Genomic DNA, 26,470 nt, shown 5'->3' with positions numbered 1-26,470 from the left:
CCAGTCTGCCGTCACCCGCCGACCACGACCGACGCGGGAGGGCGGGACATCCCCCCTATGGGGGTCGGCGGGCCGGTGCCAGACTGCGACCATGCTGATTTCGACGATGAACGATGTCCCCGGCCGACAGGTCACCGAGGTGCTGGGCGAGGTGACCGGCCTCACGGTCCGCGCGCGCAACGCCGGCGTGCAGATCGGCGCCAACTTTAAGGCGCTCCTGGGCGGCGAGCTGTCCGGCCTCACCAAGCAGCTCGCGGAGAGCCGCGAGGAGGCGAAGCAGCGCCTCATCGAGGCGGCCACCGCCCTCGGCGCCGACGCCGTGCTCGCGATGCGCTTCGACGCGGCCGAGGTGGGCCAGAACTACCAGGAGGTCGTCGCCTACGGCACCGCCGTCAAGCTCGGCTGAGTCGGCGGTTTCTGAGGCGTCTGTCCCTGAGCCCGCCCGTTTCCTGAGCCGCCCTGGTCCCTGAGCTTGTCGAAGGGCGCACTTCGACAGGCTCAGTGACCGGGGTGGGGCACTTCGACAGGCTCAGTGACCGGGTTGGGGGCCTTCGACAAGCTCAGGGACCGGGCGGACGTCAGGCGCGGAGGCGGCGGAGCTCCTCGCGACGGACGGCCTGCTCGGCCGGATCCGGCACCGGGAGCGACGCGAGCAGGCGACGCGTGTAGACGTCGCTCGGCGCACCGAGCACCGCCGAACCGGGCCCCTCCTCCACGATGTCGCCGCGGTACAGCACGACGATGCGGTCGGCGAGGATGTCGACCACCGCGAGGTCGTGGCTGATGAACAACGACGCGAAGCCGAACTCGCGCTGCAACTCGGCGAACAGTTCCAGCACGCGCGCCTGCACCGACACGTCGAGCGCCGAGGTCGGCTCGTCCGCGACGAGCAGGGCCGGCTCGAGCGCGAGCGCCCGGGCGAGGGATGCGCGCTGACGCTGTCCGCCGGAGAGTTCGTGCGGGAAGCGGTCGCCGAACGCCTTCGGCAGCTGCACGGCCTCGAGGAGTTCATCCACCCGGCGTCGGGCGGCTCGCGCATCGCCGAAGCGACCGTGCACGATGAGCGGTTCGGCGACGCACTCCGCGATGGTGAGCAGCGGGTTGAAGCTCGTGGCCGGGTCCTGGAACACGAACCCGATGTCGCGGCGCTTCGGAGCGAACTCGCGCTCCTTCACCCGGTTCATCTCCACACCGAGCACCGACAGCGAGCCGCCGGTGACCTTCGTGAGCCCGGCGATCGCGCGGCCGATGGTGGTCTTGCCAGACCCCGACTCGCCCACGAGCCCGAGGACCTCACCGGCGTGGATCGTGAAGTCCACACCCTTCACCGCCCGGAAGCCGGCACGACCGAAGCGCCCGGGGTACTCGATCTCGAGTCCCTTCGCGACGACCACCGGCTCGCCGAGCTGCAGCTGCTTGCCGCGCTCGACCTCGGCCGGTGCGGAGCTCTTGCCGCGGCCGACGTGCGGCACCGAGGACAGCAGCTTCTTCGTGTACTCGGCCTTCGGCGAGGAGAACAGCTCCTGCACGGGAGCCTCCTCGACGATGTCGCCCTGGTACATGACCACGACGCGGTCGGCGAGGTCGGCGACGACACCCATGTTGTGCGTGATGAGGACGATGGCCGTCCCGAACTCGTCGCGGCATCGACGCAGCAGGTCGAGGATCTCCGCCTGCACGGTGACGTCGAGGGCCGTCGTCGGCTCGTCGGCGACGATGAGGCCCGGGTCGAGCACGAGCGCCATCGCGATGACGATGCGCTGCTTCTGCCCGCCGGAGAACTGGTGCGGGAAGTAGTCGACCCGCTCCTCGGGCTCCGGGATGCCGACGCGGCGCAGGATGTCGATCGCCTTCGCCCGCGCTTCTGCCTTCGTGTACGTCCCGTGGGCGCGGAGGCCTTCGGCGATCTGCCATCCCACCTTGTACACGGGGTTGAGCGCCGTCGAGGGCTCCTGGAAGACCATCGCCGCGTCACTGCCGCGGATGGACCGCAGCTGCTCGGCCGACGCCGTGACGACGTCCTGCTCCGTCGAGCCGTCGCGCGAACGCAGCACGACCGCGCCGGACGCGGTCGCCGTCTCGGGGAGGAGACCGAGGATGGTCTTCGCCGTGACCGTCTTGCCCGACCCGGATTCGCCCACGATCGCGACGATCTCGCGCGGAGCGACCGACAGGGAGATGTCGTTGATCGCCTTCACCGCGCCGGCGTCGGTCGAGAACGAGACGCCGAGGTCGCGGATGCTGACGATGTCCTTGGTGCCGAGGTCGCGAGGACCGTTGGTCGGCTTCGACAGGCTCATGAGCGCTCGTCCTCTCGTCGGTTCTCCAGATCGCTGTCGGCCGCGGTGTCGCTCACGGCACCCAGCGACTCGGCGTCCATCATCCCGGCACCACCGGGGCTGTCGGGCGTGCCACCGGTGGTGGTGATGCTCGAGGTGGCCGCGACTGACCCGCTCGACGCACTGACCCGACGACGGCTGCGCAGACGCGGGTCGGAGAGGTCGTTGAGGCTCTCGCCGACGAGCGTGATGCCGAGCACGACGAGTACGATCGCGAGACCGGGGAACAGCGCGGTCCACCAGATGCCGCTCGTGACGTCGGAGACGGACCGGTTGAGGTCGTACCCCCACTCGGCGGCCGCGGTCGGCTCGATGCCGAAGCCGAGGAAGCCGAGGCCCGCGAGCGTGAGGATCGCCTCGGAGGCGTTCAGCGTGATGATGAGCGGCAAGGTCCTCGTCGCGTTCCGCAGCACGTGGCGGAACATGATGCGCGAACTGGACGCACCGATGACCTTCGCCGACTCGACGAACGCCTCGCTCTTGATGCGCACGACCTCGGAGCGGATCACCCGGAAGTACTGCGGGATGAACACCACGGTGATCGAGATCGCGGCGGCGAGGATGCCGCCCCAGAGGCTCGACTGGCCGCGGCTGATCACGATCGACATGACGATCGCGAGCAGCAGCGACGGGAACGCGTAGACGGCGTCGCACACGACGACGAGCACGCGGTCGAGCCAGCCGCCGAAGTATCCGGCGACGAGGCCGAGCAGCACGCCGATGAAGATCGACAGGATGATCGCGGACACGATGACGAAGAGCGCGGTCTGGGCACCCCAGAGCACGCGGGATAGGACGTCGTACCCGCCGACGGTCGTGCCCAGGAGGTTCGTCGCGTTCGGCGCCTGCTGCGTGCCGAAGGAGCCGTCATCGCCGCGCAACTGGTTGAAGCGGTAGGGCGCGACGAGCGGCGCGAGGATCGCGACGAGCACGAAGACGCCGGTGACAACGAGACCGATGACGAGCATCGCGCGCTGCAGCCCCACCGACTGGCGGAACTGCTTGACGATGGGCAGGCGTTCGCGCAGCGGACGCTTCGCGGGCGCGGTCTGCACGGCGGTGGTGGCTGTCGGAGCACTCATGCTCAGTACCTCACCCTCGGGTCGATGATCGCCGCGATGATGTCGACGATGAAGTTGGTCAGGGCGACGATCACCGCGAGGAGCGCGACGATGCCCTGGACGGCCACGAAGTCGCGAGCCTTGAGGTACTCGCTGAGCATGAAGCCGAGGCCCTTCCACTCGAACGTCGTCTCGGTGAGGACCGCGCCGGCGAGGAGCAGGGCGATCTGCAGCCCGATCACGGTGATGATCGGGATGAGCGCCGGACGGTAGGCGTGCTTCGTGACGAGTCGGAACTCGCTGACGCCGCGCGAGCGGGCCGCGTCGACGTAGCCGGAACCGAGCGTGCCGATGACGTTGGTGCGGACGAGACGGAGGAAGACACCCGCCGTCAGCAGGCCGAGGGCGATGGCCGGGAGCACGGCGTGCGCGAGGACGTCGCTGATCGCCGTCGGGTCACCGAGCCGGATCGCGTCGACCAGGTAGATGCCGGACGGGTTCGAGATGGTCTGGAGCGTCAGCTCCGTGCCGGTGCTGGCTCGACCGGCGACCGGCAGGATCCCGAGCCAGACGGAGAAGATGAGCTTGAGCAGCAGGCCGGCGAAGAACACCGGGGTGGCGTAGCTGAGGATCGCGAAGACGCGGAGGCCGGCGTCCTGCCAGCGGTCGCGGCGGGCAGCGGCGAGCATGCCGAGCGGGATGCCGACGATGAACGCGACGATGAGCGCGTAGATCGCGAGTTCGAGCGTGGCCGAACCGTACGTGAGGAGGACCTCGATGACGGGCCGGTTGTCGGAGATCGTCGTGCCGAAGTTGCCGACCGCGATCTGTCCGAGGAACTCGAAGTACTGGACGAAGAGCGGCCGGTCGTAGCCGGCGGCACTGATGCGTTCCGCGAGCTGGTCGGCCGGGAGCCGTCCTCCGAGCGCCGCGGTGATCGGGTCACCGGTCAGGCGCATCAGGAAGAAGACCATGGTGACCAGGATGAACACCGTCGGGATGATCAACAGGAAGCGGATGACGAGGTACCGCCAGAGTCCGCCACCTCCGGAACGTCTGGCCGCCTTGGGGGGTGGGGTTGCGACAGCTGCCGTCATTGCAGTGGATCCTCCTCGATCACCGACTCGGTAGAGCCCGGACAGACGATCGGGGCGGCTCTGTGGAGCCACCCCGATCGCGACGTCCGACTCACCATAGTCGGATATCAGTTGGTCAGGCTACTCAGCCCTTGCTGATGGGTGCGTAGCGGAACTTGAACGACGCGTCGAGGACGGTGCCCTCGACATCCTTGCCGACGACCGCCACCTGAGCGCCCTGGAGCAGCGGGATGGTCGACAGGTCGGCCGCCTCGAGATCCTGGATCTGCTCGATGAGCTTCGTCCGTGCGTCGGCGTCCGTCGTCGAGCGCTGCTGGTTGATCAGGTCGTTGACGGCCGGGTTGTCGTAGTGGTTCGCGAGGAAGTTGTCCGTGGCGAAGAACGGCGACAGGTAGTTGTCAGCGTCGGAGTAGTCCGGGAACCAACCCAGCTGGTAGGCCGGGTAGACGTCCGTCGTACGGTCCTTCGAGTACTGCACCCACTCGGTCTGCTGCAGGTTGACGGTGAACAGACCGTCCGCCTCGAGCTGGTCCTTGATGAGCGCGTACTCGTCGCCGGAGCCGGAACCGTAGTGGTCACCGTTGTACTGGAGGTTGAGCGCGACCGGAACGGTCACACCGGCTGCCTCGAGCGTCTCCTTGGCCTTCGCCGCGTCCGGGCCGCCGTCGCCGTCGCCGTAGAGGCCCTTGAGGGACTCGGTGGCACCGGTCAGGCCGGCGGGCACGTAGGAGTAGAGCGGGGTGTAGGTGTCCTTGTAGACGTCCTTGGCGATCGCGGCGCGGTCGATGAGGTCGGCAGCGGCCTGGCGGACGGCGAGCGACTTGGCGGGGTCGGCGTCGGCGGTGGTCGCACCGTACGGCATGGTGTCGAAGTTGAAGACGAAGTAGCGGATCTCGCCACCGGGGCCGTCGATGACCTTGACGTTCTTGTCCTTCTTCAGGTCTTCGATGTCGGTCGCGGAGAGGCTGCGCGACGCGACGTCGATGTTGCCCTGCTTGACGTCGAGCTTCAGGTTGGACTCGTCGGTGTAGTACTTCACGTTGACGGTGTCGTTCTTCGCCTCGCCGAGGAGGCCCTGGTAGTCCGCGTACTTCTTGTACGAGATGAGCTCGTTGAACTTGTAGCTGTCGATCGTGTACTGACCGGCGAAGGCCTTGCCCTTGACGATGTCGTTGTCCGGCGTCAGCTCGGTGGCCGAGAAGACGTCCTCGTCGACGATCGGGCCGACGGGGCTCGAGAGCACCTGCGGGAAGGTCTGGTCGTTCTCGGTCTTCAGCGTGAAGACGACGGTGAGGTCGTCGGGCGCGTCCGTCTTCTCCAGGTTGCCGAGGAGCGACGACGGGCCGTTGTCGTCGGCGATGGCGAGCTGGCGGTCGAAGCTGAACTTCACGTCGGAGGAGGTGAGCTCGTTGCCGTTGGCCCACTTGAGGCCTTCCTTGAGCTTCACCGTGTACTCGGTCGGCGAGGTGAACTCGGCCGACTCGGCGATGTCGGGCTCGACGTCGGGGCTGTTGTACGGCGTGTTCAGCAGGAAGGGGTAGATCTGGTTCATGACGGCGAACGAGCCGTTGTCGTAGGAACCGGCCGGGTCGAGCGTGGTGACCTTGTCGGTCGTACCGATGACGATCGTGCCGCTGGCACCGCTGCTGGAGCCGCTGCCGCCACCGGCGGCGCAGCCGGCGAGGGCGAGAGCGGAGATGGAGAGACCCGCGAGCGCGACGGCGCTCTTCCGGAATCCACTACGTGGGGATGACATTGATGTCGACCTCATTTTCTGTGTGTGAGAGACGGCACGGCTGTGTGCAGGTTCTTCGCACGTGCTTGTAGAGGATTACAGCACGGTCCGAACAACTCCCTCAAACTCAGGAGGCTTCCGGTGCAGATTCGTTACGAGCACGAAACGTGCGCGCGCGGCTGTCGCGACGCAACGACTGCGCGTTTCCGCCGATCCCGACGAGTGTCGGCTTCGAGATGGATCATGGATCACCGGTTGTCGATAGTATACAGTCTACAGATGACAGGTCCGGATGAGGCGGACCTCATCGTTCTGAGGAGCTCGTATGTCTGTGCACCCGCCTGCGGCCACCACCGCTCAGCTCGGCGGCGACACGCCCGCCGCTCCAGGCCTGCGCCCCGCCCAGAGCGCCCGCGTGGCGCGAACACACCTCACCTACCGGGATGCCGCGCCTGGGCTCTCGGTCCGCGAGGCCGACCTCTCGCTCCGCCTGGACGGCGGTGGCCACGGGCTCCTCGACACGACCCACTTCGACACGGTCCGCTTCCCGCCACCGGCCTGGGCGGACGAGGCCATCCGTGAGGCGGTCGCGACCGGCGCCTGGGCGTACACCCCCTACCGCGGCGACCCCGGCGTGCTCGCCGACCTCGCGACGGCGATCGGCGGTTTCCTCGGCAGCCCGGTGGGCCCCGGCAACCTGGCGCTGACGCCAGGCACGCAGGGAGCGCTCTTCACCACGCTCTCCTCGCTCGTCGACGAGGGCGACCTCGTCCTCCTCGCCGACCCGGACTACCTGTTCTGCGAACGCATCCTCGCCTTCCTGGGCGCGCGGGTCGAGCGCATCCCGCTCATCCTGGACGGAGGACAACCGAGCCTCGACCTCGACGCGGTCGAACGGTTCCTCCCCGAGCAGCCGAAGCTGCTCATGTTCTCGCACCCCAACAACCCCACCGGCGCCGTGTACCCCGCGGAGATGATCTCCCGGGTCGCCGACCTCGCCCTCGCCGGCGGGTTCCGTGTCCTCGTCGACGAGCTGTACAGCCGACTCCTCTACACCGATGTCCCGTTCCCGCACCTCCGCTCGGAGCCCGGCATGGCGGATCGCACCATCACGCTCCTCGGCCCCTCCAAGACCGAGTCCATGAGCGGGTTCCGGATCGGCGTCGTCGTCGCCCCGGAGGACGTCATCGCGTCGGTCGAGCAGACGCTCGCCATGACCTCGCTCCGCGCGCCCGCCTACGCCCAGCGCATGCTCGCCCGGTGGCTCGTCGACGACGACGACTTCCTCCGGGAACGCATCGCCGACCTCGAGGCGATCAAGCGGACCACCGTCGAGAGCCTGTCGCGGGTGCCGGGGCTGCGGATGACGCCGCAGGACGGGACGGCCTATCTGTTCCTCGACGTCTCCGCCTTCGGGGTGTCGGACGTCGAGGTGGCCGGAGCCCTGCAGCGCGAGGCTCAGGTCGTCGTGTCTCCCGGGTACCAGTTCGGCCCCTCCGGAACCGGCCACTTCCGGATCTGCTACGCCCGCGACGAGACCGAGTGGGCGGCGGCGCTCGAGCGGATGGTCGCCTGCCTGACCGGACTCGCGACCGCGGCCGGCATCGAGGCATGAGCGATGCGACGGTCCGGCCGGCCGGCGCCTACTCGGTCGCCCGGCTCGTCGACGACCTGGTGCACACGGCCGGCATGACCCCCCGCGTCGACGGCGCGCTCCTGGCGACCGGGCGGATCGGCCGTGAACTGGACGACGTCGAAGCGCTGGCAGCCACCCGAGTGGCAACGGAGCGAGCCCTCGCGGCCGCCGCGAGCGTCGTACCCGAGGGCAGAGCGCTCGGAGAGGTCGTCTCACTGACGGTGTACCTCGCGGTGGCCGACGGGTTCGTCCGGCTGAGCGAGATCGCCGACGCGGCGAGCGCCGTCGTCGTCGAGCGTTTCCCGGACGCCGCGCTGCCCGTCCGGGCCGCACTCGGTGTCGCTGCGCTTCCCGGCGATGCGCCCGTCGAGATCCAACTCATCGCCCGCTTGCAGCCGGGTTCGGACGCCTGGGACTGAGGCTGCCCTCGACCGGGAATCGGGCCACGCGGCCGCTCAGGGCCCGAGACGCGGGATTGGGACGCCGAGCCGGCGCGCCTCCAGTCGGGTGTCCGCCAACACGGCGAGTGCTTCCGCGGCGCGAGGGTCGGTGTGTGCGGCGAGGCTTGTACCGGCCATCGGGACGAGCTTGGTCACCCATGCCGATGCGGCCGCCATGAGGCCGGGGAACCTGAACGGCAGGGTGGCGCTCCGATGCCGTCCGAGGTCGACTCCTCTGGCCTCGAGGAGTGGGAGCAGCGCACGCGCGGTCGCGAACGCGGTGCGGAACGCCTGGCGGTCGCCGATCATCCGGGCGAGCGATCCACTCCGAAGCGCTTGGGCGAACATGCCGGCGTCGGCCACGAAGTGCAGCCACAGCCATCCGCGCATGTCCGGCTCCCGACGGACCGAGAGGCCCGTCTCCCGCAAGGCGGCGACGACCGCCGCCTCCCGTATCGAAGCGGATGCGCCGTCGGTGCCGACGACGACCGAGGGGAGCGACGCCACCTGGAGGACGCCGTCCTCGCCGAATCCGCCACCCGCCTGCGGGAAACCGAACACGACCTGATCTGCGGGCAGTGGTGCGACCGCGTCGAGTGGTTCCTTCCAGACGTTGCCGAACACCAGCACGCTCGCCTCGCCGATGCGTGGGGCCAGGAACGCCGCCGCTTCGGCGAGCCGATGGTGGCCGACGCTGAGCACGATCAGCTCGAACCCGTCCGCAGCATCGAGCGTCTCGCGCAACGACGTCCGGAACGCCTCCTGCCGTCGCCGCCCGAAGGGCTTCCTCCGTCCGTCGATCCAGTCCAGCCGAACCTCGTCGCCATACTCCTCGGCGCGTCCCGGCCGCACGTAGAACTCGACGTCGTGCCCGGCCTCGTCGAGCATGCAGCCGTAGACGGTGGCGATCACCCCTCGCCCGAACATCAAGATCCGCATCGTCGACTCCAGTCATAAGATGGAGATCGTCTCCATGTACACAAGATATGGAGATTACCTCCACTTGTCAACGGAAGGCGGCCCGATGCCGGAATCACGCCCGCTCCGGGCCGACGCACGTCGGAACCGCGACGCGATCGTCGCTGCGGCCCGGGAAGCCTTCGACCAGGACGCGCAGCTGCGGTTCGACGACTTCGCAGCACGGGCGGGCGTGGGTGTCGGCACGCTCTACCGGCACTTCCCCACCCGGGCGGCGCTGGCAGCCGCGGTCTACGAGGGCGAGGTGGCGACCCTCTGCGCCGAGGCCCAGGACCCGGCACGGACCTCCGCAGACAACCTGGTCGCCTTCCTGCGCGGGTTCGTGGAACACGTCGTGGCCCACACCGGCCTCGCCCGCGCTCTCGCGGCCTTCGTCGACCCGGACGTGCAACGGACCGGTGGCGGCGAACTCGAGCGCACCGTCGCCGAGCTCCTCACCCGCGCTGTCGCCGACGGGGACATGCGCGACGGCGTGCCCGTCGGTGCCGTCATGGTGGTCCTCCACGGCATCGGCTCATCGACGGACCGCCCCCACTGGCCGTCGGAAGCCCGGGCGGCCGTCGAGGTGCTCGTCGCCGGCCTGCGGAACGTCGCCTGACGAACGGTCCGACCGGCTGCGGATCCGCCGGTCAGTACCCCCGCTCGGCGTCGAAGCGGTTGAGCAGGGGTTCCCCCGCGCGATATCGGGCGAGGTTGTCGATGAACAGCGCCGTGAGGGTCGCGTTCTCGCTCTCCACCGTGGACGCCGAGTGCGGCGAGATGAGCACGTTGTCGAGGTCCCAGAGCGGCGAGTCCGCGGGCAGCGGCTCCTCGCGGAAGACGTCCAGGGCCGCACCGCCCAACCGGCCCGAACGGAGGGCGTCGATGAGGGCGTCCTCGTCGATCACCTGTCCGCGCGAGATGTTGACCACGGCGGCCCCCTCGGGGAGGAGCGCGATCCGCTCGGCGCTGATGAGGTTCTCGGTCTCCGGCGTGAGCGCCGTGCACAGCACGAGCACCTCGGTGCCCGGCAGCACCTCCTCGAGGCGGTCCACATCGCTCAGCTCGACGCCCTCGGGCAGCTCGTAGGAGCCGCCCACCCGACCCACGGCGGTCACCCGGGCACCGATCGCGTCGAAGGTCCGCACCACGTTCGATCCCATGCCACCCACGCCGACGACCGTGACCCGCATGCCGGCCAGCTGCCTGGTGGTGTAGCGCTCGAACCGGCGCTCGCGCTGCCGACGCTGCAGATCCGGCAGGCCCTTCACGACGAAGAGCGCCCCGGTGAGGGCGAACTCGGCGAGCGGCACGGCATGGACGCCACCGGCCGTCGTCGCGACGATGCCGCTCCGGTCGAGGCCGGTGCGACGCATGAACGCGCCGATGCCGGCGCTCGTCGCCTGGATCCACCGCAGCTTCGGAGCGCGCTCCGGCAGCGCAGCGGGATCCTGCCAGTCGAAGTCGAACGCGACCTCCGCCCGCGCGAGCATGTCCTCCCACCGCTGTTGGTCGGCCGCGGAGAGCTGCGGCGTGGGGCCGTGGTGGTCCGACACGTACTGCGGGGCACCGACGAGCGCGGGGTCGTAGAGCACCTCCACGTCCGGGTGCGAGGCACGGATCGCCTCGACGTGCTCGGGTTCGAGGTGGCTGGCGATGAGGATCTGCATGATGGTCCATCCTGCCGCGGGCGCGGCGGTGCGTTGGTCGTGACGCGGCGTGCCGCGATGTCGTCCGTTCAGGCGGTCGGCCAGGGGGCCACCGCTGCGAGCCGTTCGGCGGTGAGCGCGGGCCGGACGCCGTCCGTCCCCTCGGTCACCGCGCGAACCCGCAGGACCGAGCTCGGTCCGCACGCGATCGGGACGAAGCCGGGCCCGTGACCGGGCATGGGTGAGCCACCGTGCACGATGATCCCGACGGTGATCCAGTCGCGCCGGTACCCCATGTTGTGGCGGACGTCGAGGTGCTCGACCGCGAACAGGTCCCCGAGCCGCATGTCGATCCCCGCGAGTTCGGGCGAGTCCGGGACGACGGCGAGGTCCACGTCCCACTGGTGCGCGGGCCGACCGATACCGTTCCCGGCCACCTTGCCCGGCAGCACACCGACCACGTCGAAGCCCATGACGCCGTCCTCGACCGTGAGTGGGAGGACGGCGAGGAGCGCGGGGTCGATGTTCAGCAGGACGATCTCCTCGGGCAGGTCCTCGCGTCGCAACCCCTGGCCCATGGCGTGCACCGCGACCCGGTCCCCGGGCAGCAGGGCCGCCATCGTCTCGTCGTCGAAGGACACGATGACCCGTCCCGCCTCGCCGCGTTTGCCGATGACGGACCCCGTCGCCCCTGCCGCAGCGCCCGACCGAACGGTCGCACGGTTCCCGATGCAGGCGAAGGAGGTCAGTCCGAAACGCGACCCGGCGTCCGGGTGCACGAGGGTGACCCCCGGGGCGACGTGGTCGGTGTCGGTGCCGAACACCGAGTCCCCGAGGTGCACGCCGAGCACGACCCCACCGTCGCCGATCGGCACGTAGGGGTGCCCGTCGCGGTCGATCCGGTACGACACCATCGGGGTGAGGCCGGCGTGCTCGACGAAGCCGAGCAGGTTGTTGGCGATGATCGAGCTCATGCGTCCGTCTCCGTCGTGGTCGTGGTCGTGGTGGTCGCGCGGCCCATCCCTGCGAGCGCGACGCCGAGGTTCGCGGCCCGGTCGTCGACGACGGTGAACGCCGACGCCGGTCCGGACAGCAGGGTCGACGGCCCCGGACCGTGCCCGAAGAGCCGACACTCGCCCGTGGAGATGACGCCGATCGTGATCCAACCCGGCCGGTAGCCGCGGCCGTAGGAATGGTCCTGATCCTCGAGGACGACGATGTCGCCGATGCGGAGCGACTCGAGGCCGAGCGAGAGGTCCTCACTGAGCCCGGGGTAGGCGCCCATCAGGTCGGTGTTGGCGAACTCCGAGAGCATGCCGCCTCCTGCGCCCGCCGCCTCCGCCGGGACGCGCATGGCGACACCGACCTGGAGCGTCCCGTCGGTCGCCGTCGAGAACGGCAGATGCGGGAGCAGCCGCGGGTCGAGGTTCTTCACCCGGACGTCCGGGTGGTCGAGGAGGCGCAGGCCCTGACCGCGGGCCTCCACACTCACGGCGTCACCGGTGGTCACCTGGCGGAGCGAGCCGTCGGCGAAGTCGGCGAGGACATAGGCATGCTGACCGATGACCACACCCTCCGCTCCGACGGCGGCACCCGAACGCACCGTCACGACGTTGCCGACGCAGCTGAGGAACTGCAGTGCGGCGTTCGCCTCACCGCCCGCATGCCGGATCGACAGCCCGGGTTCGAGGTGGTCGCTGGCGTAGCCCGTGGCCGCCTCGCCGACGTGCGCACCCATCGTCACCCCGCCCATGCCGGGCAGGATGAAGGGGTGGCCGTCGGGGTCGACCCGGTAACCGTGTCGGTCGGCCTGGGGCGGCCAGACCTCGCCGGTCAGGATCTGCGTGACCAGGCGGTCCTCGTTCGTCCTGAGACTCATGCCGTCGTTCCCTTCGGGACCGGTGCGGTGCCGAGGGCGAAACCGCGGATACGGAGCGGCGGCGCGGTGGCGGCACCGTTGAACACGTTCATGAGCGGCTGGCTCAGGGAGACGGAACCGACGCCGTCGACCCGGGCGAGACTCTCGAGCACGCTCACCGTGAACCGCTGCGACTCGACCGGGCGCGTGATCCGACCGTTCTCGATGAGGAAGCACGCATCGCGCGTGACCCCGGTGATCGTCGAGCGGACCGGGTCGACGGTGCGCGTGTACCAGAAGCGCTGCAGGTAGACCCCGCGCTCGACACCCGCGATGAGGTCGAGCTCGGTGGTGTCGGCGGCGCGGAGGATGACGTTCATCGGGATCGCATGCGGCGCCTCCTCCCGGGCGATGTGGAAGTTGCCGCTCGACGCCGTCCCGAGGGCGAACGCGGTCTCGCGGTCGGTGACGACCTCGGCCACCCGCCCCTGGTCGAGGAACGGGACGTCGCGCTTCGTGGTGCCCTGGAAGTCGAACGGGAACGGGAGACCGAGGTCGGCCGTCGCGTCGTCGTGTACGGAGACGAGCGATGAGGCTGCCTGCTCGCCTGGGCGGGTCGCTGCCGTGCCGAAGCCGGATGCCAAGGCTCCGCCCGTGAAGCCGAACGCTCCGAAGAAGTCGAGGAACTCACCGGCGGCGAGCGCCCCGAGCACCACGTCGTACTCACCCGGGGCGAGTGGCGCACGGCCCCGCGCTGCGGACGCCTCCGCAAGCGTCCGCTCGACCGACTCCGCCGCGAGCAGACGGTCGGAGGATCGGGAGAGGTCCTTCCAGTGGGACGAACCGTCCTCGATGCGGACCGTGAGGGAGCCCTGCGCCTCCGTCGCCGCGGCGTACCGGGAGGTGCCGCGCTCGCGGTCGTGGAAGGCGACCTCGGTGACCGCGCGGCCGAACATGCCCGCAGCAACGCCACCGGCCCGGTCGGCCTCAGACATCGCGCGGTCGGCGAGGGCGACGTGTTCGCCGACGTCCCAAGCCGCCGTGTCCTCACCCCAGAGCAGGGCGCCGGACGCGGTGCGGCCGGACACCTCCGGCTCGTCGACCGGACCGGGATCGGCTCGAGGAGCAGCGGCGGGGAGTCCTCGCTCGGCCTGCTCGCGCGCGGCGGCACTCGCGTTCGCGACCGCCCGACCGAGCCCGGCGATCGAGCTGGCGGCAGCGAGTGACGCCCGCCCGTCCACCTCGGCGCGGACCATGATCTGCACCTCGTCGATGGCCTGGCTCTGGTGCACCCGGCGGCCGGCGAAGCGGGTGAAGTCCCCGCGCCGACCGGTGAGGAAGGCTTCGATGCGGTCGGCCGGGGCGTCGCGCAGGGCGGCCTCGAGCGCCTCCGCGGCTCGCTCGCCGCCCACGACGGGCCTGAACGCGGTGGTGGTCGTGCTGTCGGTGTCGCTCATCGGTCCACTCCGATCCGGAGGTTCCGCACGAGCGTCGGCGAGGCGCCGTGCCCGAGGAAGCCCCATTGCTTGGGTTCGCCCTTGCCGCAGGGCATGCCGAAGGCCTTGAACTCCTCCGGCCCGGCGACCGCCTCGACGGACTGCCAGAACTCGGGCGTCGTGCCGCCGTAGGAGAAGCCACGCAGCAGGCGACCCCGCCGACCGTGCTTCACCTCGTACGCGACCTCGGTGCCGAACTGGAAGTTGTGGCGCCGTTCGTCGATGGACCAGCTGCGGTTGTCGTCGATGTAGTACCCGTCGCCGAGGCGCTCCTGCAGTTCCTCAGTCGACCCACTGCCGGGTTCGAGGAACACGTTCGTCGCGAAGCACACGGGGGTGTAGCCCCAGCCGTCCGAGCGGGCTGCGCCGATCGACGGCACCCCGATCCGGGCGGCCGAGTCCCTGGTGGAGAGGAAGTTGCGGATGATGCCCTCGGAGATGAGCGGCTGACGGGACGCCGGGACGCCCTCGTCGTCGAACGCGAAGGAACCTCGGGTGCCGGGCACCGTCGGGTCCGAGGTGATGTTCACCGCCTCGGAGCCGTAGCGGAGCGAGCCGACCGCGTCCGGTCCGATGAAGGAGGTGCCCGCGTAGTTCGCCTCGTCGCCGAGGATCCGGTCGAGCTCGAGCGCGTGACCCGTGGACTCGTGGATCTGCAGCGCCATCTGGGCGGGGCCGATGATGACGTCGGCCGTGCCCTGCGGCGCGAGCGGGGCGGTCAACAACTCGACGGCCTCCCGACCGATGCGGTCGGCCTCCTCGACCATCCGGAGCCCCTCGACGTACTCCCAGCCCGCCTGCGCGGTGTTGCCGTGGAACGAGTTGGGGAAGGAGCGACGTTGCATCGTGCCGTTGCCGACCGCGTTCACGAGCGCCATCGCGCCGCTCTCGATGAGGTGCTGGTGCTGCATCGAGCCCTCGGTGTTGGCGAAGTGCCGGTGCTGCCGTTTCGCGTTCAGACCGGCCTGCGCCATCACGACCTCGACGGGGGCGCTGGCGGCGCTCAGGATGTCGCCGAGCAGGGCCTGGCGCGTCGACGCCGAGACCGCGAACGGGTCGAGGACGACGTCGGTCGCGTACCGGCCGCTCACCGGTGGCATCGGCGGCAGCTCAGTGCGGTGGGCGTCCGAGACCCGGTCGGCGTTCCGCGCGTTGGCGAGGGCACGATGGGCGGCGAGCGTCAGGTCGTCGTCGTCGTCGATCGGCACGGAGGCGAACCCCCAGCTGCCGTTGAAGAGCACGCGCACACCGACGCCGAGGTTGTGCTCGATCCGCTCGTCGAGGCCGGACTCCAGCGTCGAGTACAGGCGGACCTCCTCGGCTTCGATCAGGCGGGCGTCGGCATAGCTGACGCCCGGCACGTCCACCGCGGCGAGGACCGTCGTGAGCATGGTCGCGGCGGCCTGGTCGTCCGCGAGCTCGCCCCACGCATGAGCCGCAGCGTCGACCGCGGCGAGCGGCGCGACCGTGTCGGCGCTCGTCACGCGCGGACCGCCTCGGTGTCGTTCGCGTCCGACGGGGCGAGCGCGAGCGGGAAGTCGCACCATGCGCGGGTGCGGAACGACAGCTCGAACGCGTTGATCGTCTCCTGGACGAGCGCGCCCTGGTCGAAGTTGCCCTGGTTGAAGTCCTCGCCGGACAGGATCTCGGTGGCGAAGTCCTTGCAGAGGTTCGAGTAGAAGAGGAACGGCCACGGCTCCGTGGACGCCCCGCCCTCGGGGAAGAACTCCTGCGGGATCTCGAGCTCCTCGAACTCGACCTGGTCCTTCTTCGCGACCTTGATCGTCTGGCAGATCCCCGCCTCCTCGACCAGGCGGACGATGATCGCACCCTCCGAGCCGTAGATGCGGGCCTCGATGCCGGGGAAGTTGCCGACGGTGACGTAGGACGACTGGATCGATGCGAGACGACCCTGCTCGAACTCGGCGATCCACATGTCGCCGTCGTCGATGTTCATGCGCTGCATGGCGCCCGTGTCGCGCACCATCCGCTCGGGGACGAAGTTGCGCATGGTGCCGACGACACTCGTCATCGGGGCGTCGAGCCACCAGTGCATGATGTCGATGATCGGTGCACCGTAGCCCTCGATGGAGGACACTGCGATGACGTCGGGGTCGGCGTCCGGGTCCACCTGGCGGAGCGGCGTCTTCGGGTCGATCCACTGGCTGTTCTGCTCATAGCCGTTGAAGATGTAGGGCTCGCCGATGAAGCCCTGGTCGATGAGGTGCTTCGCGTACTGGATCGCCGGGGCGAAGCGGAAGGTGAAGCCGAGCTTCGTCTTCACGCCCCGTTCGGCGGCGAGCGCCGCGGCACGCCGGGTCTCGGTGTAGTCGCTGTTGACGGGCTTCTCGCAGAGCACGTGCTTGCCCGCGGCGATGGCCGCCATCGAGATCTCGAAGTGCATGGCGTTGCCGGTCGCGACGTCGATGACGTCGATGTCGGGGTCGTCGATCAGTTCGCGGTAGTCGGTGACGGCGCGCTCGATGCCGAACTCCGCGGCCGCCGAGGCGAGCGCCTCCTCGTCGATCTCGGCCAGCGCGACGACCTCGACGCGCGGGTCGCGCTGCCAGCCGGGGATGTGGGAGCGGACGGCCCAGCGGCCGGCACCGACGACGGCGACTCGGAGCTTGCGATCGGACATGGTGGTTCTCCTTCTGCGGGTGCCGGCATCGTGCGATGCGCGGACGGTGGTGGGATCGGTCGGAGGTTCAGGTCACGCGCGCTGCAGGCGGACGCGTGGGTCGATGACGGAGTAGAGGAGGTCGACGATGAAGTTGACGACCACGATGAAGAGGGCCGAGAAGAGCACCGTGCCGACGATCATCGGGGTGTCGAGGTTCGAGATCGCGTCGAAGGCGAGCCGGCCGATGCCGTTCAGCCCGAAGACGGTCTCGACGATGACGACGCCGCCGAGGAAGTAGCCGAAGTCGAGCCCGATCATCGTGACGAGCGGGATGGCGACGTGTCGGAAGCAGTGGCGCCAGAGGATGGTGCGCTCCGGCATGCCCTTCGCCCTGGCCATACGGACGAACGGCGAGTCGAGGGTCTCGATCATGTTGGTGCGCGTCATGCGGGCGTACCAGGCGCCGCCGCCCGAGCCGAGGGTGAAGGTCGGGAGCACGAGGTACCAGATGATCGGATCGCCGAGCCCGTTGAGCGGGAACAGTCCCCAGCTGAAGGCGAAGTAGTAGATGAGGAGCAGGCCGAGCCAGAAGGACGGTGCCGAGAGCCCGATGAGCGAGACGAAGGTCACCGTGCGGTCGACCCAACCACCGCGACGGTAGGCGGCGTAGATGCCGGCCGGGACGCCGAGGATGATCTGCCAGATGAGCCCGCCGATCGCCACGAGCACCGTCGTCGGCAGGGCGGAGACGATCCGCTCGAACACGCTCGTCTCCCGCAGGACGTAGGAGGTGCCGAGGTCGCCGCTCAGGAGCCGCCCGATGAATCCCAGGTACTGCTCCCACAGTGGGGCGTCGAGGCCGAGCTGTGCGCGGATGGACGCGATCGTCTCGGCGCTCGCGTTCGGCCCGGCGAGCGTGGCCGCGGGGTCCGCGGGCACGGCGTAGACGAGGAGGAACGCGAGGCTGACCACCCCGAAGAGGACGAGGGCCATCTGGCCGAGTCGTCGTGCAAGCCACCAGAACACGGTCTACCTCGCCATCGGTGCTGCGGAGTCGAGCATCTCGGACAGCCAGTCGCCGACCAGGTTGAACGCCATCACCGTGACGATGAGGCAGATGCCGGGGATGAAGAGCATCCAGGGTGCGATCTGGAAGTAGGTGCTGCCGTCCGAGATCATCTGGCCCCACGAGGCCTGCGGGATCGGGACACCGATGCCGAGGAAGGACAGCGCGCTCTCGATGAGGATCGAGGACGCGACGCCGAGGGTGGCGTACACGATGATCGCCGGCAGCAGGTGGGGGATGATGTGCTTCCACATGATCCGGAGGTGACTGACGCCGAGCGTGCGGGTCGCGACGACGAACTCGCGGTGCTTCAGCGAGATGACCATGCCGCGGATGATGCGGGCGAGCGTCGTCCAGTAGATGAGGGCGATGACGATGATGACGTTCGTGGTGCTCCGGGTGGTGACCGCGATGAGCGCGGTGCAGAGGAGCAGGATCGGGAACGAGATGACGACGTCGGTGATCCGCATGAGGACGGCCTCGACGATGCCGCCGAAGTAGCCCGCGATGACACCGACCGTCACTCCGACGATCGTCGCGAGCCCGTTGGCGACGATGCCGATGACGAGCGAGACCTGCGTCCCGGAGATGAGTCGTGAGAGGACGTCGCGGCCGAGGGCGTCGGTGCCGAGCAGGAAGCCGGGCGTCCCGGGCGGGAGGGGCTGCCCCTGGGGGCCGAGCCCGATGTCGTTGTAGGTCTGGAGCGGGTCGTGCGGGGTGATGAGTGGCGCGAGCACGGCGATCAAGGCGATGAGCAAGAGCACGACGAGCGACACGAGGGCCGCGGGGTCGCGTCGGAGACTGCGCAGCACCTCGCGGGCGCGCATGGGCCGGTCGTCGTCGGTGGCCGCCAGGTCGACGCCCTGGCCGATCACGGGCGGGAGTGCTTCGCTCATGCCTCGGCTCCGATCCGGACGGGTTCCGGCACCAGCACCGGATCTGCGAAGTGACAGGCAGCGTCCTGGCCCGAGCTCGTCGTCCGCAGCGGCGGGGCGACCGTGCGACAGACCTCCTGGGCCATCGGACACCGCGGGTGGAAGCTGCAGCCGCTCGGCGGGTTCGCGGCGCTCGGCGGTTCGCCGGTCAGGCGGACCCGAGGGAGGCGCGTCGAGCGGTCGCGGACGATCGGCTCCGGCACGGCCGACAGCAGCGCCTTGGTGTACGGGTGCTGCGGGTTGTCGAAGATCTCGTCGCGCGTCCCGATCTCGACGAGGCGACCGAGGTACATGATCCCGACGTGGTCCGCCATGAAGCGCAGGGTCGACAGGTCGTGGGAGATGAACAGGTACGCGAGGCCGAGGTCCTCCTGCAGGTCCTTCAGCAGGTTGAGCACCTGGGCCCGGACGGAGACGTCGAGGGCGGAGACCGCCTCGTCGCAGAGGATGAGGCGTGGGTCGACGCAGAGTGCCCGCGCGATCGACACGCGCTGGCGCTGACCGCCCGACAGCTCGCGTGGACGCCGCTCGACGAAGCTCCGGGAGAGGCCGACCTGGTCGAGGATGCCCTCGACCGCCCGTCTGGGATCGGTCGCCTTCGTGGTCCGGAGCGAGATCGCCTCGAGCAGCGTCTCCCCCACCTTCATCCGCGGGTCGAGCGAGTCGTACGGGTCCTGGAAGATCATCTGCATCGTGCGCCGGTACTCGGCGAGCCGACGTCCGCGCAGCGCTCCGACGTTCTCACCGTTCAGGCGCATGCTGCCGGCGGACGCCTGGTTGATGCCCATGAGCGTCCTGGCGATGGTGCTCTTTCCGGAGCCCGACTCCCCCGCGATGCCGAGGGTCTCGCCCGCTCGCAGCCGGAAGCTGACACCCTGAACGGCGGGGACGCGCGTGGCACGGCGACCGATGCCACCGGAGCGTCGGAAGGTGACCTCGAGGTCCTGCACCTCGAGCAGCGCCTCACCGGTCCGCGACCGGCTGCTCGGACCGTTGACGAGGTCCGAACCGTCCAGCCGGCTCATGCGGCCGACTCCTGCTCGACGGCGAACGCCTCGGGGGCGACGACCCCGCACGCGACCCGCTGTCCGGTTCCGCCGAGTGGCGCTTGGACGAGCGCCGGGTCGTTCGTGAGGCACGTGTCGATCGCGGCCGGGCAGCGCGGCGCGAACGAGCAGCCTCGCGGGCGGCGGCCGGCGGTGGGCGGGGCGCCGGAGATCGTGCGGAGGCGTGGCGGGATCGGCTCCGAGAGCTTGAGGATGGAGCCGAGGAGTGCGTGGGTGTACGGGTGCTGCGGATCGCCGACGATCTGCTCGGCCGTGCCCTCCTCGACGATGCGGCCCGCGTACATCACGAGGATGCGATCGCAGAAGCTCGAGATCACGCCGAGGTCGTGGCTGATGAGGATGACGCCCGTGTCCTGCTCCGAGACCATGTCGTCGAGCAGGTCGAGCACCTGGGCCTGCACGGTCACGTCGAGCGCGGTGGTCGGCTCGTCGGCGATGAGCAGCTTCGGCGAACAGGCCGTGGCGATGGCGATGCAGACGCGCTGCCGCATGCCGCCGGAGAACGCGCCGGGGAAGTCGTTCATGCGGGCCTCGGCGTCCGGGATGCCCACGCGGCGCAACAGGTCGACGGCACGTGCCCGGGCGGCGACCCGTCCCATACCGAGGTGCGTCTCGAGCGACTCGGTGATCTGACGACCGACCCGCATGAGCGGGTTGAGGCTCGACATGGGGTCCTGGAAGACCATGGCGACCTGCGAGCCGCGCCACTGCTGCAGCGCCCGATCCGAGTACCCGAGCACGTCCTCGCCGCCGAACCGGACCGAGCCGCCGGCGATGACCCCCGGGTCCGACACGAGCCGCATGATGGCCTGCGAGGTCAGGGACTTGCCGGAACCCGACTCCCCCACGATGCCGACCCGCTCACCGGCCGAGACCTGGAACGAGACGCCGTCGACGGCGTGGAACGGGTCTCCCGACGAGGTCGGGAAGTCGACCACGAGGTTGGAGACGTCGAGCAGCGCACTCATGTCGCGTCCTTTCGGTGGGGGCGCCGCGGGTGGTCCGTCGAGGGACCACCCGCGGTTCGGGTGCCGTGGTTCCGTGGTGCGGTGATGGGGTCGGCGCGCCGGTGCGCCAGGTGCTGCTGGACCGGTGACTACCGCTTGGCGGTGCCGTCCGACTTCCAGTACTCGGCCATGTCCCAACCCCAGATCGGCTGCGGGAAGTACCCCTCGATGCCGGTGCTGTGGAGCTCGGTCTTGGTGCCGAAGTACAGCGGCACGATCGGGTTGTCGGCGAGCATGAGCTTCGACGCCTCCTCGTACTTCGCGGTCGCCGCGTCCGGATCGGTCTCGGCGAGCGCCTGGGCGACCAGCTCGTCCATCTCCGGGTTGCAGTAGTACGCGTAGTTGTGGCCCTGCGGGACCGCCGACGCACACGACATGAGTGCCTGCAGGAAGTCCGAGCCCTCCGGGTAGTCGGCCACCCAGAAGGTCAGGGCGAGCGGGGCCTTGCCGGCTCCGGCCAATTCGCTGAAGGTGTTCGGGGCGAGCGTCTGCAGGTTCACGTCGATCCCGATGGCCTTGAGGTCCTGCTGCATCTGCGGCGCGAGGGCCGAGAAGGGCGGGACGTTCCAGGCGTACATGTCGGTCGAGATGCCGTCGGCGAAGCCCGCCTCCGCGAGCAGCTTCTTGGCCTTCGCGACGTCCTGCTCGTGGGTCATCTCGTCACCCGTGTAGCCGAGGACCTTCGGCGGGATGAACTCGGTCGCCGCGGTGCCCTGCCCGTTGACGAGCTTGAGCAGCGCCTTCCGGTCGAAGGCGAGGGAGACCGCTTCACGGACCTTCGGGTTGTCGAAGGGAGGCGTGTTGACGTTCATCGTGAGGTAGTAGGTGCTCGGCTTCTCGATCTCGACGAGCTGGTCCTTGAGCTTCGGGTCCGAGGTCACCTGGATGAACTTCGCGGGCGGGATCGGGCTGCCCATCAGGTCGATGTCGCCCTTCTGGAGCATGAGGACCTGGTTGTCGGGGTCGACGCCGAGGATCATGCGGATGTGGTCGGCGTAGGGACGCGGCGAGTCCCAGTAGTCCGGGTTGCGGTCGAGCGTGATCTCCTTGCCCGCGCTGAAGGTGTCGAGCGTGAACGGCCCGGAGCCGACGGGCTCGGTCGCGACGGTCCCGCCGCTGCCCTCGGGGATGATCGAGCCGGCGGGCATGGCGAGGATGTACTTGAACGAGGAGTTCGGCGTCGCCAGCGTGATCTTCAGGGTCTGGTCGTCGACGACCTCGATGCCGCTCGGCAGTCCGGTCGGGTTGGCGGCGTACTCCTCGGCACCGGCGATGCCGCGCCAGAACTCCGCGAGGCCCGCCTTCGTGGCGGGATCGAGGACGCGGGCGTAGGAGTAGGCGACGTCCTTCGCGGTGAGCGGGTCACCGTTGCTGAAGGTGAGCCCCTGCTTGAGCTTCATCGTGTAGGTGAGGCCGTCGTCGCTCACCTCCGGGAAGGACTCGGCCGCCTGGAGCTTCAGCTCGCTGGTGTCGCGGTCGTAGTCGTAGAGGCGGTCGAACATCATCCGCATCATGTTCCAGCACGTCGCGCCCGTGCAGACGGCCGGGTCGAAGGTCTCCGGATCGGATGCGGCTGCGGTCGTGATCGTGCCGCCGTACTTGGGGTCGCCGCCTGCGGCGGACGTACTCCCGCCGCCCGCACCGCCAGCGCTGCACGCGGTCAGGGCGACCGCGAGCGCTGCTCCGAGCAGCGCGCCTCGCAGTGTCTTCTTCACTGAGTACTCCTGTCAGGGTTGTGCCGGACCTCCTGAGGAAGCGAGCCGCCGACGGAACGTTCATGTGCTGTTGGTGGACAATATCACAGACTGCACACTGTCGACAATCGACAACAAGGAATGGCTTGAGCTAGGATTCGGGCATGGAAACTCTCGAACGAACCGGGTTGACAGGGGCCGCGGTCAACGAGCTTCGGGAGGCGATCCTGGAGGGTCGTCTCGTCCAAGGGGAGCGTCTCAGCGAGGTGAACCTCTCGACCACGCTCGGTGTCAGTCGCGCGCCGGTCCGAGAAGCGCTGCTCCACCTCGAGCAGGAGGGTCTCGTCGTGTCGCTGCCCTACAAGGGCGCGTCCGTCGTCACGCTGTCACCGCAGGACTTCCTCGAGCTGTCCACACTGCGGACCGCGCTCGAACGACTCGCCTGGTCACGCGCGATCGAGCGAGCCGGCGAAGACGAGGTGAGCGCCATGCGCGCCATCATCGAAGAGATGCGCGTCGCCGTGGAGACGGATCAGAAGGCCAAACTCGTCCGCCTCGACATCGACTTCCATGATCAGGTGTTCCTGCTCGCCGACCATTCGCGTCTCTACACCGCCTGGCAGGCCATCAAATGGCAGGTCGCGCTCTTCCTCCTCACGCGACGCGTCAAGGTCGACGACTACCACAGCATCATCGTGCAGGAGCACACCGAACTCCTCGACCTGCTCCTCGAACGACGGGCGGCCGAGATCGACGAGACCGTCGAACGCCACATCGGCTCCGGCTACGGGCGCGTCAGTGAGCGGCTCGCCGGAGACGCCCGAGCCGCGCAGCACGACGACCCGGTCGCCGGAAGGGCGTGAGGCCCCGAGCGCGGTGACCACTCCGCGATGCGGGCGGCGTCACGCGCCTGCGGGACGCAGGCTCAGTCGTTCATGGCGGCGTTGGCCGCCTCCTGCGCCTTCTTGAGTCCGTCGGCCACAGGCGTCGTGCCCGCGAAGATCTCCTTGAAGATCGGGTCGTACGCCGCGAGGCCCTTGGCATAGCTGGCGCCCGTCGGAGGTGCGATCGTCTTCGCGTCGTCGTCGATCACGTCGAAGAAGGGCTGCACGTCGACGTCCTCACCCTTCCAGTACGAGAAGTACTGCTTCTGGGCGGCGGTCACCGCGGGGACGGCCGCGCCGGACGAACCGACGGGCGCGTTGCCCTCGGTGCTGCCGAGCCAGGCGAGCACCTTCTTCACCTGGTCGCGGTGTTCCGTCGCCGCGTTGCCCGCTGCCGCGATGCCGTTCGTCACGCTCACCCGACCGGCGGGACCGGACGGGAGCTCGGCCACGCCCCAGCGGAAGTCGGCACCGTCGTGGACGGCCTTCAGGCTGTAGAGCCCCGACTGGAACATCGCGACCTTGCCCTGGATGAAGGCGTCGCGCGCGAAATCGCCGTCGGCGTTCGTCGACGCGGCCGGCGGGGCGACCTTGGCACCGTTGATCGCGTTCACGAGGTAGCTGATGGACTCACTCGTCTTCGGGTCGTTGAAGGCGAAGTCGTCACCGTCCTGGTACGTGCCGCCGTTCGAACCAATGAAGGGCAGCAGCACCGCCTGCAGGTCGTAGCCGAGGCCGGTGCCGTAGGTGGCCGGAGCCGCCGGGTTGAAGCCAGGCTGGTCGGCCGAGACACCGGCCGCGTCCTTCGTCAGCTTCTTGGCCAAGGGCAGGAACGTGTCCTTCGCCGTGTCGGGCGACCAGGTCGCCTTCGTGAGCTCCTCGGGCTTCACGCCGGCCGCGTCGAGCAGGTCGGCGTTGTAGTAGACCGCGATCCCGGCGTCCGACAGCTGTGGCACCGCCCAGAGCTTGTCGTCGCGGGTGAACTGATCGACGACGCTCGGCGCCCAGGCCTTCGAGGCGTCGTCGCCGAGGGTCTGCCCGACGTCGAGGAGGCTGCCGCTGTCGGCGTATCCGGCGAGGTAGGTGTTGTTCAGCCAGAAGACGTCCGGTGCGGTGTCGGCCGCGACGTCGGTGCGGAGCTTCGTCCAGTAGTCGGCCCACTCCACGACGTCCACCCGGACACGGATGTCGGGGTTCTCGCGCTCGAACGCGGCGAAGGAGGTCTCGTAGGCGTCGGCGACGGCCGAGTCCCAGACCCGGACCGTCACGGTCGTGCGTTCCGTCGACCCGGCGGCACACCCGCTCAACAGCAGGGCCGAAGCGCCCGCGATCGCAAGGGCGGCGTGTCGCTTGTGCATGAGCATCCTTCGTTCCGGGAACCTCAGGGAGGCTAGCAGTTCAGTCTGAAGGCCCGCGAAGTGCCAGGGACGGGCTGTGACGAGGTCAGCGTGAGGACCACCACTCGAGGAGCCGACGCGTGGCCTCCTCCTCGCCGAGCGGGCCCTCGTCGAGGCGCAGCTCCAGCAGCCAGCGGTAGGCCTCGCCGACCTCGCGACCGGGCGCGATGCCGAGCACCTCCTGGATGCGGTTGCCGTCGAGGTCCGGGCGGACCGATTCCAGCTCCTCCTGCTCCTGGAGCTCGACGATGCGGTGCTCCAGGTCGTCGTAGGCGAAACCGAGCCGGTCGGCCTTGCGGCGGTTGCGGGTCGTGACGTCGGCCCGGACGAGCATGTGGAGCCGTTCGAGCAGCGGGCCGGCGTCGCGCACGTAGCGCCGCACCGCCGAGTCCGCCCACACGCCCTCCGAGTACCCGAAGAACCGCATGTGCAGCTCGACGAGCCGCGCGACGCTCTTGATGGTGTCGCCGTCGTAACGGAGCGCGGTGAGGCGCTTCTTCGCGAGCTTCGCACCCACGAGGTCGTGGTGGTAGAAGGTCACCGCGGCGCCGGGGCCGATCTTCTTGGTGGCCGGCTTGCCGATGTCGTGCAGGAGCGCGGCCCAGCGGAGGACGAGGTCCGGCGCCTCACCGGGGTGGCGTGCGTGCTCGTAGCCGATCGCCTGCTCGAGCACGGTGAGCGAGTGCTGGTAGACGTCCTTGTGGTGGTGGTGCTCGTCGGGCTCCAGCCGGAGCGCGGGCAGCTCGGGGAGGACGAGGTCGGCGATGCCGGTGTCGACGAGCAGCTCGAGGCCGGCCCGCGGACGGTCGGTCGCGAGCAGTTTGCCGAGCTCGGCCTGGATGCGCTCGGGGCTCACGATGGAGATGGTCTCGCGACGTTCCTCCATCGCCTGCACGACGTCGTCCGAGGGGTGGAACCCGAGCTGCGAGGCGAACCGGGCGGCCCGGAGCATGCGCAGCGGGTCGTCGCCGAAGGAGACCTCGGGGGCGCTCGGCGTCCGCAGCAGCTGGGCGACGAGGTCCTCGACCCCGCCGGAGGGGTCCACCAGGGTGATCTCGGGCACGCGGAGCGCCATCGAGTTGACGGTGAAGTCGCGTCGCCGCAGATCGTCCTCGAGGGTGTCGCCGAACGCGACGACGGGCTTCCGTGTCACGCCGTCGTACGCGTCGGCCCGGTAGGTCGTGATCTCGACCGTGTCGGCGTGCTCGACCCCGGCGTCGTCGACGACGGACACCTTCGCACCGATCGTGCCGAAGTCGCGGCCGACGTCCCACCACGCGCTCGCGATCGGCTTCAGCACGGAGAGGATCTGATCGGGTGAGGCGTTCGAGGTGAAGTCGAGGTCGCTGACCTGCCGACCGAGCATCGCATCGCGGACCGGACCACCCACGAGGGCCAGCTCGAAGCCGGCTTCGGCGAACACCGTCGCGACCCGGGCGACCACGGGCGACGAGGCCAGGTCCCGCAGGCGCACCAAGGATTCCGCCACGCTCACCATGGGATCAATCGTAGCCGGACGGCACCGGAGG

At 69.4% G+C, this 26,470-nt stretch carries 23 protein-coding genes; 5 read left to right on the top strand and 18 right to left on the bottom strand.

The window, feature by feature from the left end:
* The first annotated feature begins 91 nt into the window (after positions 1 to 91).
* The gene (locus tag ASF68_RS11565) at positions 92 to 406 is read left to right on the top strand and encodes a YbjQ family protein (RefSeq protein WP_056010341.1); all 315 of its coding nucleotides are present in this window, start codon (positions 92 to 94) and stop codon (positions 404 to 406) included.
* Between the two features lie 172 nt (positions 407 to 578).
* Here the strand turns inward: ASF68_RS11565 and ASF68_RS11560 are convergent, their stop codons facing one another.
* The 4 genes from ASF68_RS11560 to ASF68_RS11545 form a co-directional block, all read right to left on the bottom strand.
* Positions 579 to 2,300, bottom strand: a complete 1,722-nt coding sequence (locus ASF68_RS11560; RefSeq protein ID WP_056010339.1) for an ABC transporter ATP-binding protein — start codon at positions 2,298 to 2,300, stop codon at positions 579 to 581.
* Positions 2,297 to 3,421: an ABC transporter permease gene (locus ASF68_RS11555; RefSeq protein ID WP_056010338.1), complete on the bottom strand. Its 1,125-nt coding sequence runs from the start codon at positions 3,419 to 3,421 to the stop codon at positions 2,297 to 2,299. The genes ASF68_RS11560 and ASF68_RS11555 overlap by 4 nt, the downstream gene beginning before the upstream one ends.
* 2 nt (positions 3,422 to 3,423) lie before the next feature.
* Positions 3,424 to 4,497, bottom strand: coding sequence for an ABC transporter permease (locus ASF68_RS11550; protein ID WP_056010336.1), 1,074 nt, complete (start codon positions 4,495 to 4,497; stop codon positions 3,424 to 3,426).
* 124 nt (positions 4,498 to 4,621) lie between these two features.
* The gene (locus tag ASF68_RS11545) at positions 4,622 to 6,253 is read right to left on the bottom strand and encodes an ABC transporter substrate-binding protein (protein WP_056010334.1); all 1,632 of its coding nucleotides are present in this window, start codon (positions 6,251 to 6,253) and stop codon (positions 4,622 to 4,624) included.
* A gap of 304 nt (positions 6,254 to 6,557) precedes the next feature.
* Here ASF68_RS11545 and ASF68_RS11540 point away from each other — a divergent pair, with 304 nt between their 5' ends.
* Positions 6,558 to 7,847: a pyridoxal phosphate-dependent aminotransferase gene (locus ASF68_RS11540; protein WP_082498588.1), complete on the top strand. Its 1,290-nt coding sequence runs from the start codon at positions 6,558 to 6,560 to the stop codon at positions 7,845 to 7,847.
* Positions 7,844 to 8,287, top strand: a complete 444-nt coding sequence (locus ASF68_RS11535; protein ID WP_056010332.1) for a RidA family protein — start codon at positions 7,844 to 7,846, stop codon at positions 8,285 to 8,287. Before ASF68_RS11540 ends, ASF68_RS11535 begins: the two co-directional genes overlap by 4 nt.
* 36 nt (positions 8,288 to 8,323) lie before the next feature.
* Here ASF68_RS11535 and ASF68_RS11530 read toward each other — a convergent pair whose 3' ends face one another.
* On the bottom strand, positions 8,324 to 9,247 hold the full coding sequence (locus tag ASF68_RS11530) for a ketopantoate reductase family protein (protein ID WP_056010331.1): 924 nt from the start codon (positions 9,245 to 9,247) through the stop codon (positions 8,324 to 8,326).
* An 85-nt stretch (positions 9,248 to 9,332) separates the two neighbouring features.
* Between ASF68_RS11530 and ASF68_RS11525 the strand changes: the two genes are divergently transcribed.
* A complete protein-coding gene (locus ASF68_RS11525; RefSeq protein WP_056010328.1) occupies positions 9,333 to 9,884 on the top strand; it encodes a TetR/AcrR family transcriptional regulator in 552 nt (183 codons plus the stop codon).
* Positions 9,885 to 9,915: 31 nt separating this feature from the next.
* Here ASF68_RS11525 and ASF68_RS11520 read toward each other — a convergent pair whose 3' ends face one another.
* From ASF68_RS11520 to ASF68_RS11470, 11 genes are all read right to left on the bottom strand, one after another.
* Positions 9,916 to 10,935 carry a D-2-hydroxyacid dehydrogenase gene (locus ASF68_RS11520; protein ID WP_056010326.1) on the bottom strand — a complete coding sequence of 340 codons (1,020 nt, stop codon included), beginning with the start codon at positions 10,933 to 10,935 and terminating at the stop codon, positions 9,916 to 9,918.
* Positions 10,936 to 11,003: 68 nt separating this feature from the next.
* Entirely contained in the window at positions 11,004 to 11,888 is an 885-nt protein-coding gene (locus tag ASF68_RS11515) for a DUF4438 domain-containing protein (protein WP_056010324.1), read from the bottom strand.
* Positions 11,885 to 12,793, bottom strand: coding sequence for a DUF4438 domain-containing protein (locus ASF68_RS11510; protein ID WP_082498587.1), 909 nt, complete (start codon positions 12,791 to 12,793; stop codon positions 11,885 to 11,887). Before ASF68_RS11510 ends, ASF68_RS11515 begins: the two co-directional genes overlap by 4 nt.
* On the bottom strand, positions 12,790 to 14,229 hold the full coding sequence (locus ASF68_RS11505; protein ID WP_082456014.1) for a metallopeptidase TldD-related protein: 1,440 nt from the start codon (positions 14,227 to 14,229) through the stop codon (positions 12,790 to 12,792). Before ASF68_RS11505 ends, ASF68_RS11510 begins: the two co-directional genes overlap by 4 nt.
* On the bottom strand, positions 14,226 to 15,752 hold the full coding sequence (locus ASF68_RS11500) for a TldD/PmbA family protein (protein ID WP_200921073.1): 1,527 nt from the start codon (positions 15,750 to 15,752) through the stop codon (positions 14,226 to 14,228). Before ASF68_RS11500 ends, ASF68_RS11505 begins: the two co-directional genes overlap by 4 nt.
* Positions 15,749 to 16,909 (bottom strand): Gfo/Idh/MocA family protein, encoded by a 1,161-nt coding sequence (locus tag ASF68_RS11495; RefSeq protein WP_056010322.1) that lies wholly within the window; start codon positions 16,907 to 16,909, stop codon positions 15,749 to 15,751. Before ASF68_RS11495 ends, ASF68_RS11500 begins: the two co-directional genes overlap by 4 nt.
* Positions 16,910 to 16,981: 72 nt before the next feature.
* Complete coding sequence (locus ASF68_RS11490) at positions 16,982 to 17,917, bottom strand: ABC transporter permease (RefSeq protein ID WP_157579953.1); 936 nt, start codon at positions 17,915 to 17,917, stop codon at positions 16,982 to 16,984.
* A gap of 3 nt (positions 17,918 to 17,920) precedes the next feature.
* On the bottom strand, positions 17,921 to 18,853 hold the full coding sequence (locus ASF68_RS11485; RefSeq protein ID WP_056010316.1) for an ABC transporter permease: 933 nt from the start codon (positions 18,851 to 18,853) through the stop codon (positions 17,921 to 17,923).
* Positions 18,850 to 19,917: an ABC transporter ATP-binding protein gene (locus tag ASF68_RS11480; protein WP_056010314.1), complete on the bottom strand. Its 1,068-nt coding sequence runs from the start codon at positions 19,915 to 19,917 to the stop codon at positions 18,850 to 18,852. Before ASF68_RS11480 ends, ASF68_RS11485 begins: the two co-directional genes overlap by 4 nt.
* The gene (locus ASF68_RS11475; protein ID WP_056010312.1) at positions 19,914 to 20,927 is read right to left on the bottom strand and encodes an ABC transporter ATP-binding protein; all 1,014 of its coding nucleotides are present in this window, start codon (positions 20,925 to 20,927) and stop codon (positions 19,914 to 19,916) included. The genes ASF68_RS11480 and ASF68_RS11475 overlap by 4 nt, the downstream gene beginning before the upstream one ends.
* A 128-nt stretch (positions 20,928 to 21,055) precedes the next feature.
* On the bottom strand, positions 21,056 to 22,681 hold the full coding sequence (locus ASF68_RS11470; RefSeq protein WP_056010310.1) for an ABC transporter substrate-binding protein: 1,626 nt from the start codon (positions 22,679 to 22,681) through the stop codon (positions 21,056 to 21,058).
* Positions 22,682 to 22,824: 143 nt separating this feature from the next.
* On the opposite strand from ASF68_RS11470, the gene ASF68_RS11465 reads away from it, so the two are divergent.
* Positions 22,825 to 23,523 carry a GntR family transcriptional regulator gene (locus ASF68_RS11465; protein WP_056010308.1) on the top strand — a complete coding sequence of 233 codons (699 nt, stop codon included), beginning with the start codon at positions 22,825 to 22,827 and terminating at the stop codon, positions 23,521 to 23,523.
* Positions 23,524 to 23,585: 62 nt separating this feature from the next.
* On the opposite strand, the gene ASF68_RS11460 is transcribed toward ASF68_RS11465, so the two are convergent.
* Together ASF68_RS11460 and ASF68_RS11455 are read right to left on the bottom strand one after the other, a co-directional pair.
* Positions 23,586 to 24,902 (bottom strand): sugar ABC transporter substrate-binding protein, encoded by a 1,317-nt coding sequence (locus ASF68_RS11460; RefSeq protein ID WP_056011853.1) that lies wholly within the window; start codon positions 24,900 to 24,902, stop codon positions 23,586 to 23,588.
* An 85-nt stretch (positions 24,903 to 24,987) separates the two neighbouring features.
* Positions 24,988 to 26,439 (bottom strand): CCA tRNA nucleotidyltransferase, encoded by a 1,452-nt coding sequence (locus ASF68_RS11455; protein ID WP_056010306.1) that lies wholly within the window; start codon positions 26,437 to 26,439, stop codon positions 24,988 to 24,990.
* Positions 26,440 to 26,470 lie beyond the last annotated feature (31 nt).

The sequence above is a fragment of the Plantibacter sp. Leaf314 genome, assembly GCF_001423185.1.
Classification (GTDB): domain Bacteria; phylum Actinomycetota; class Actinomycetes; order Actinomycetales; family Microbacteriaceae; genus Plantibacter.
Note: the sequence above shows the minus strand (reverse complement) of the source record. Positions and strands in the feature narration are given on the sequence as shown.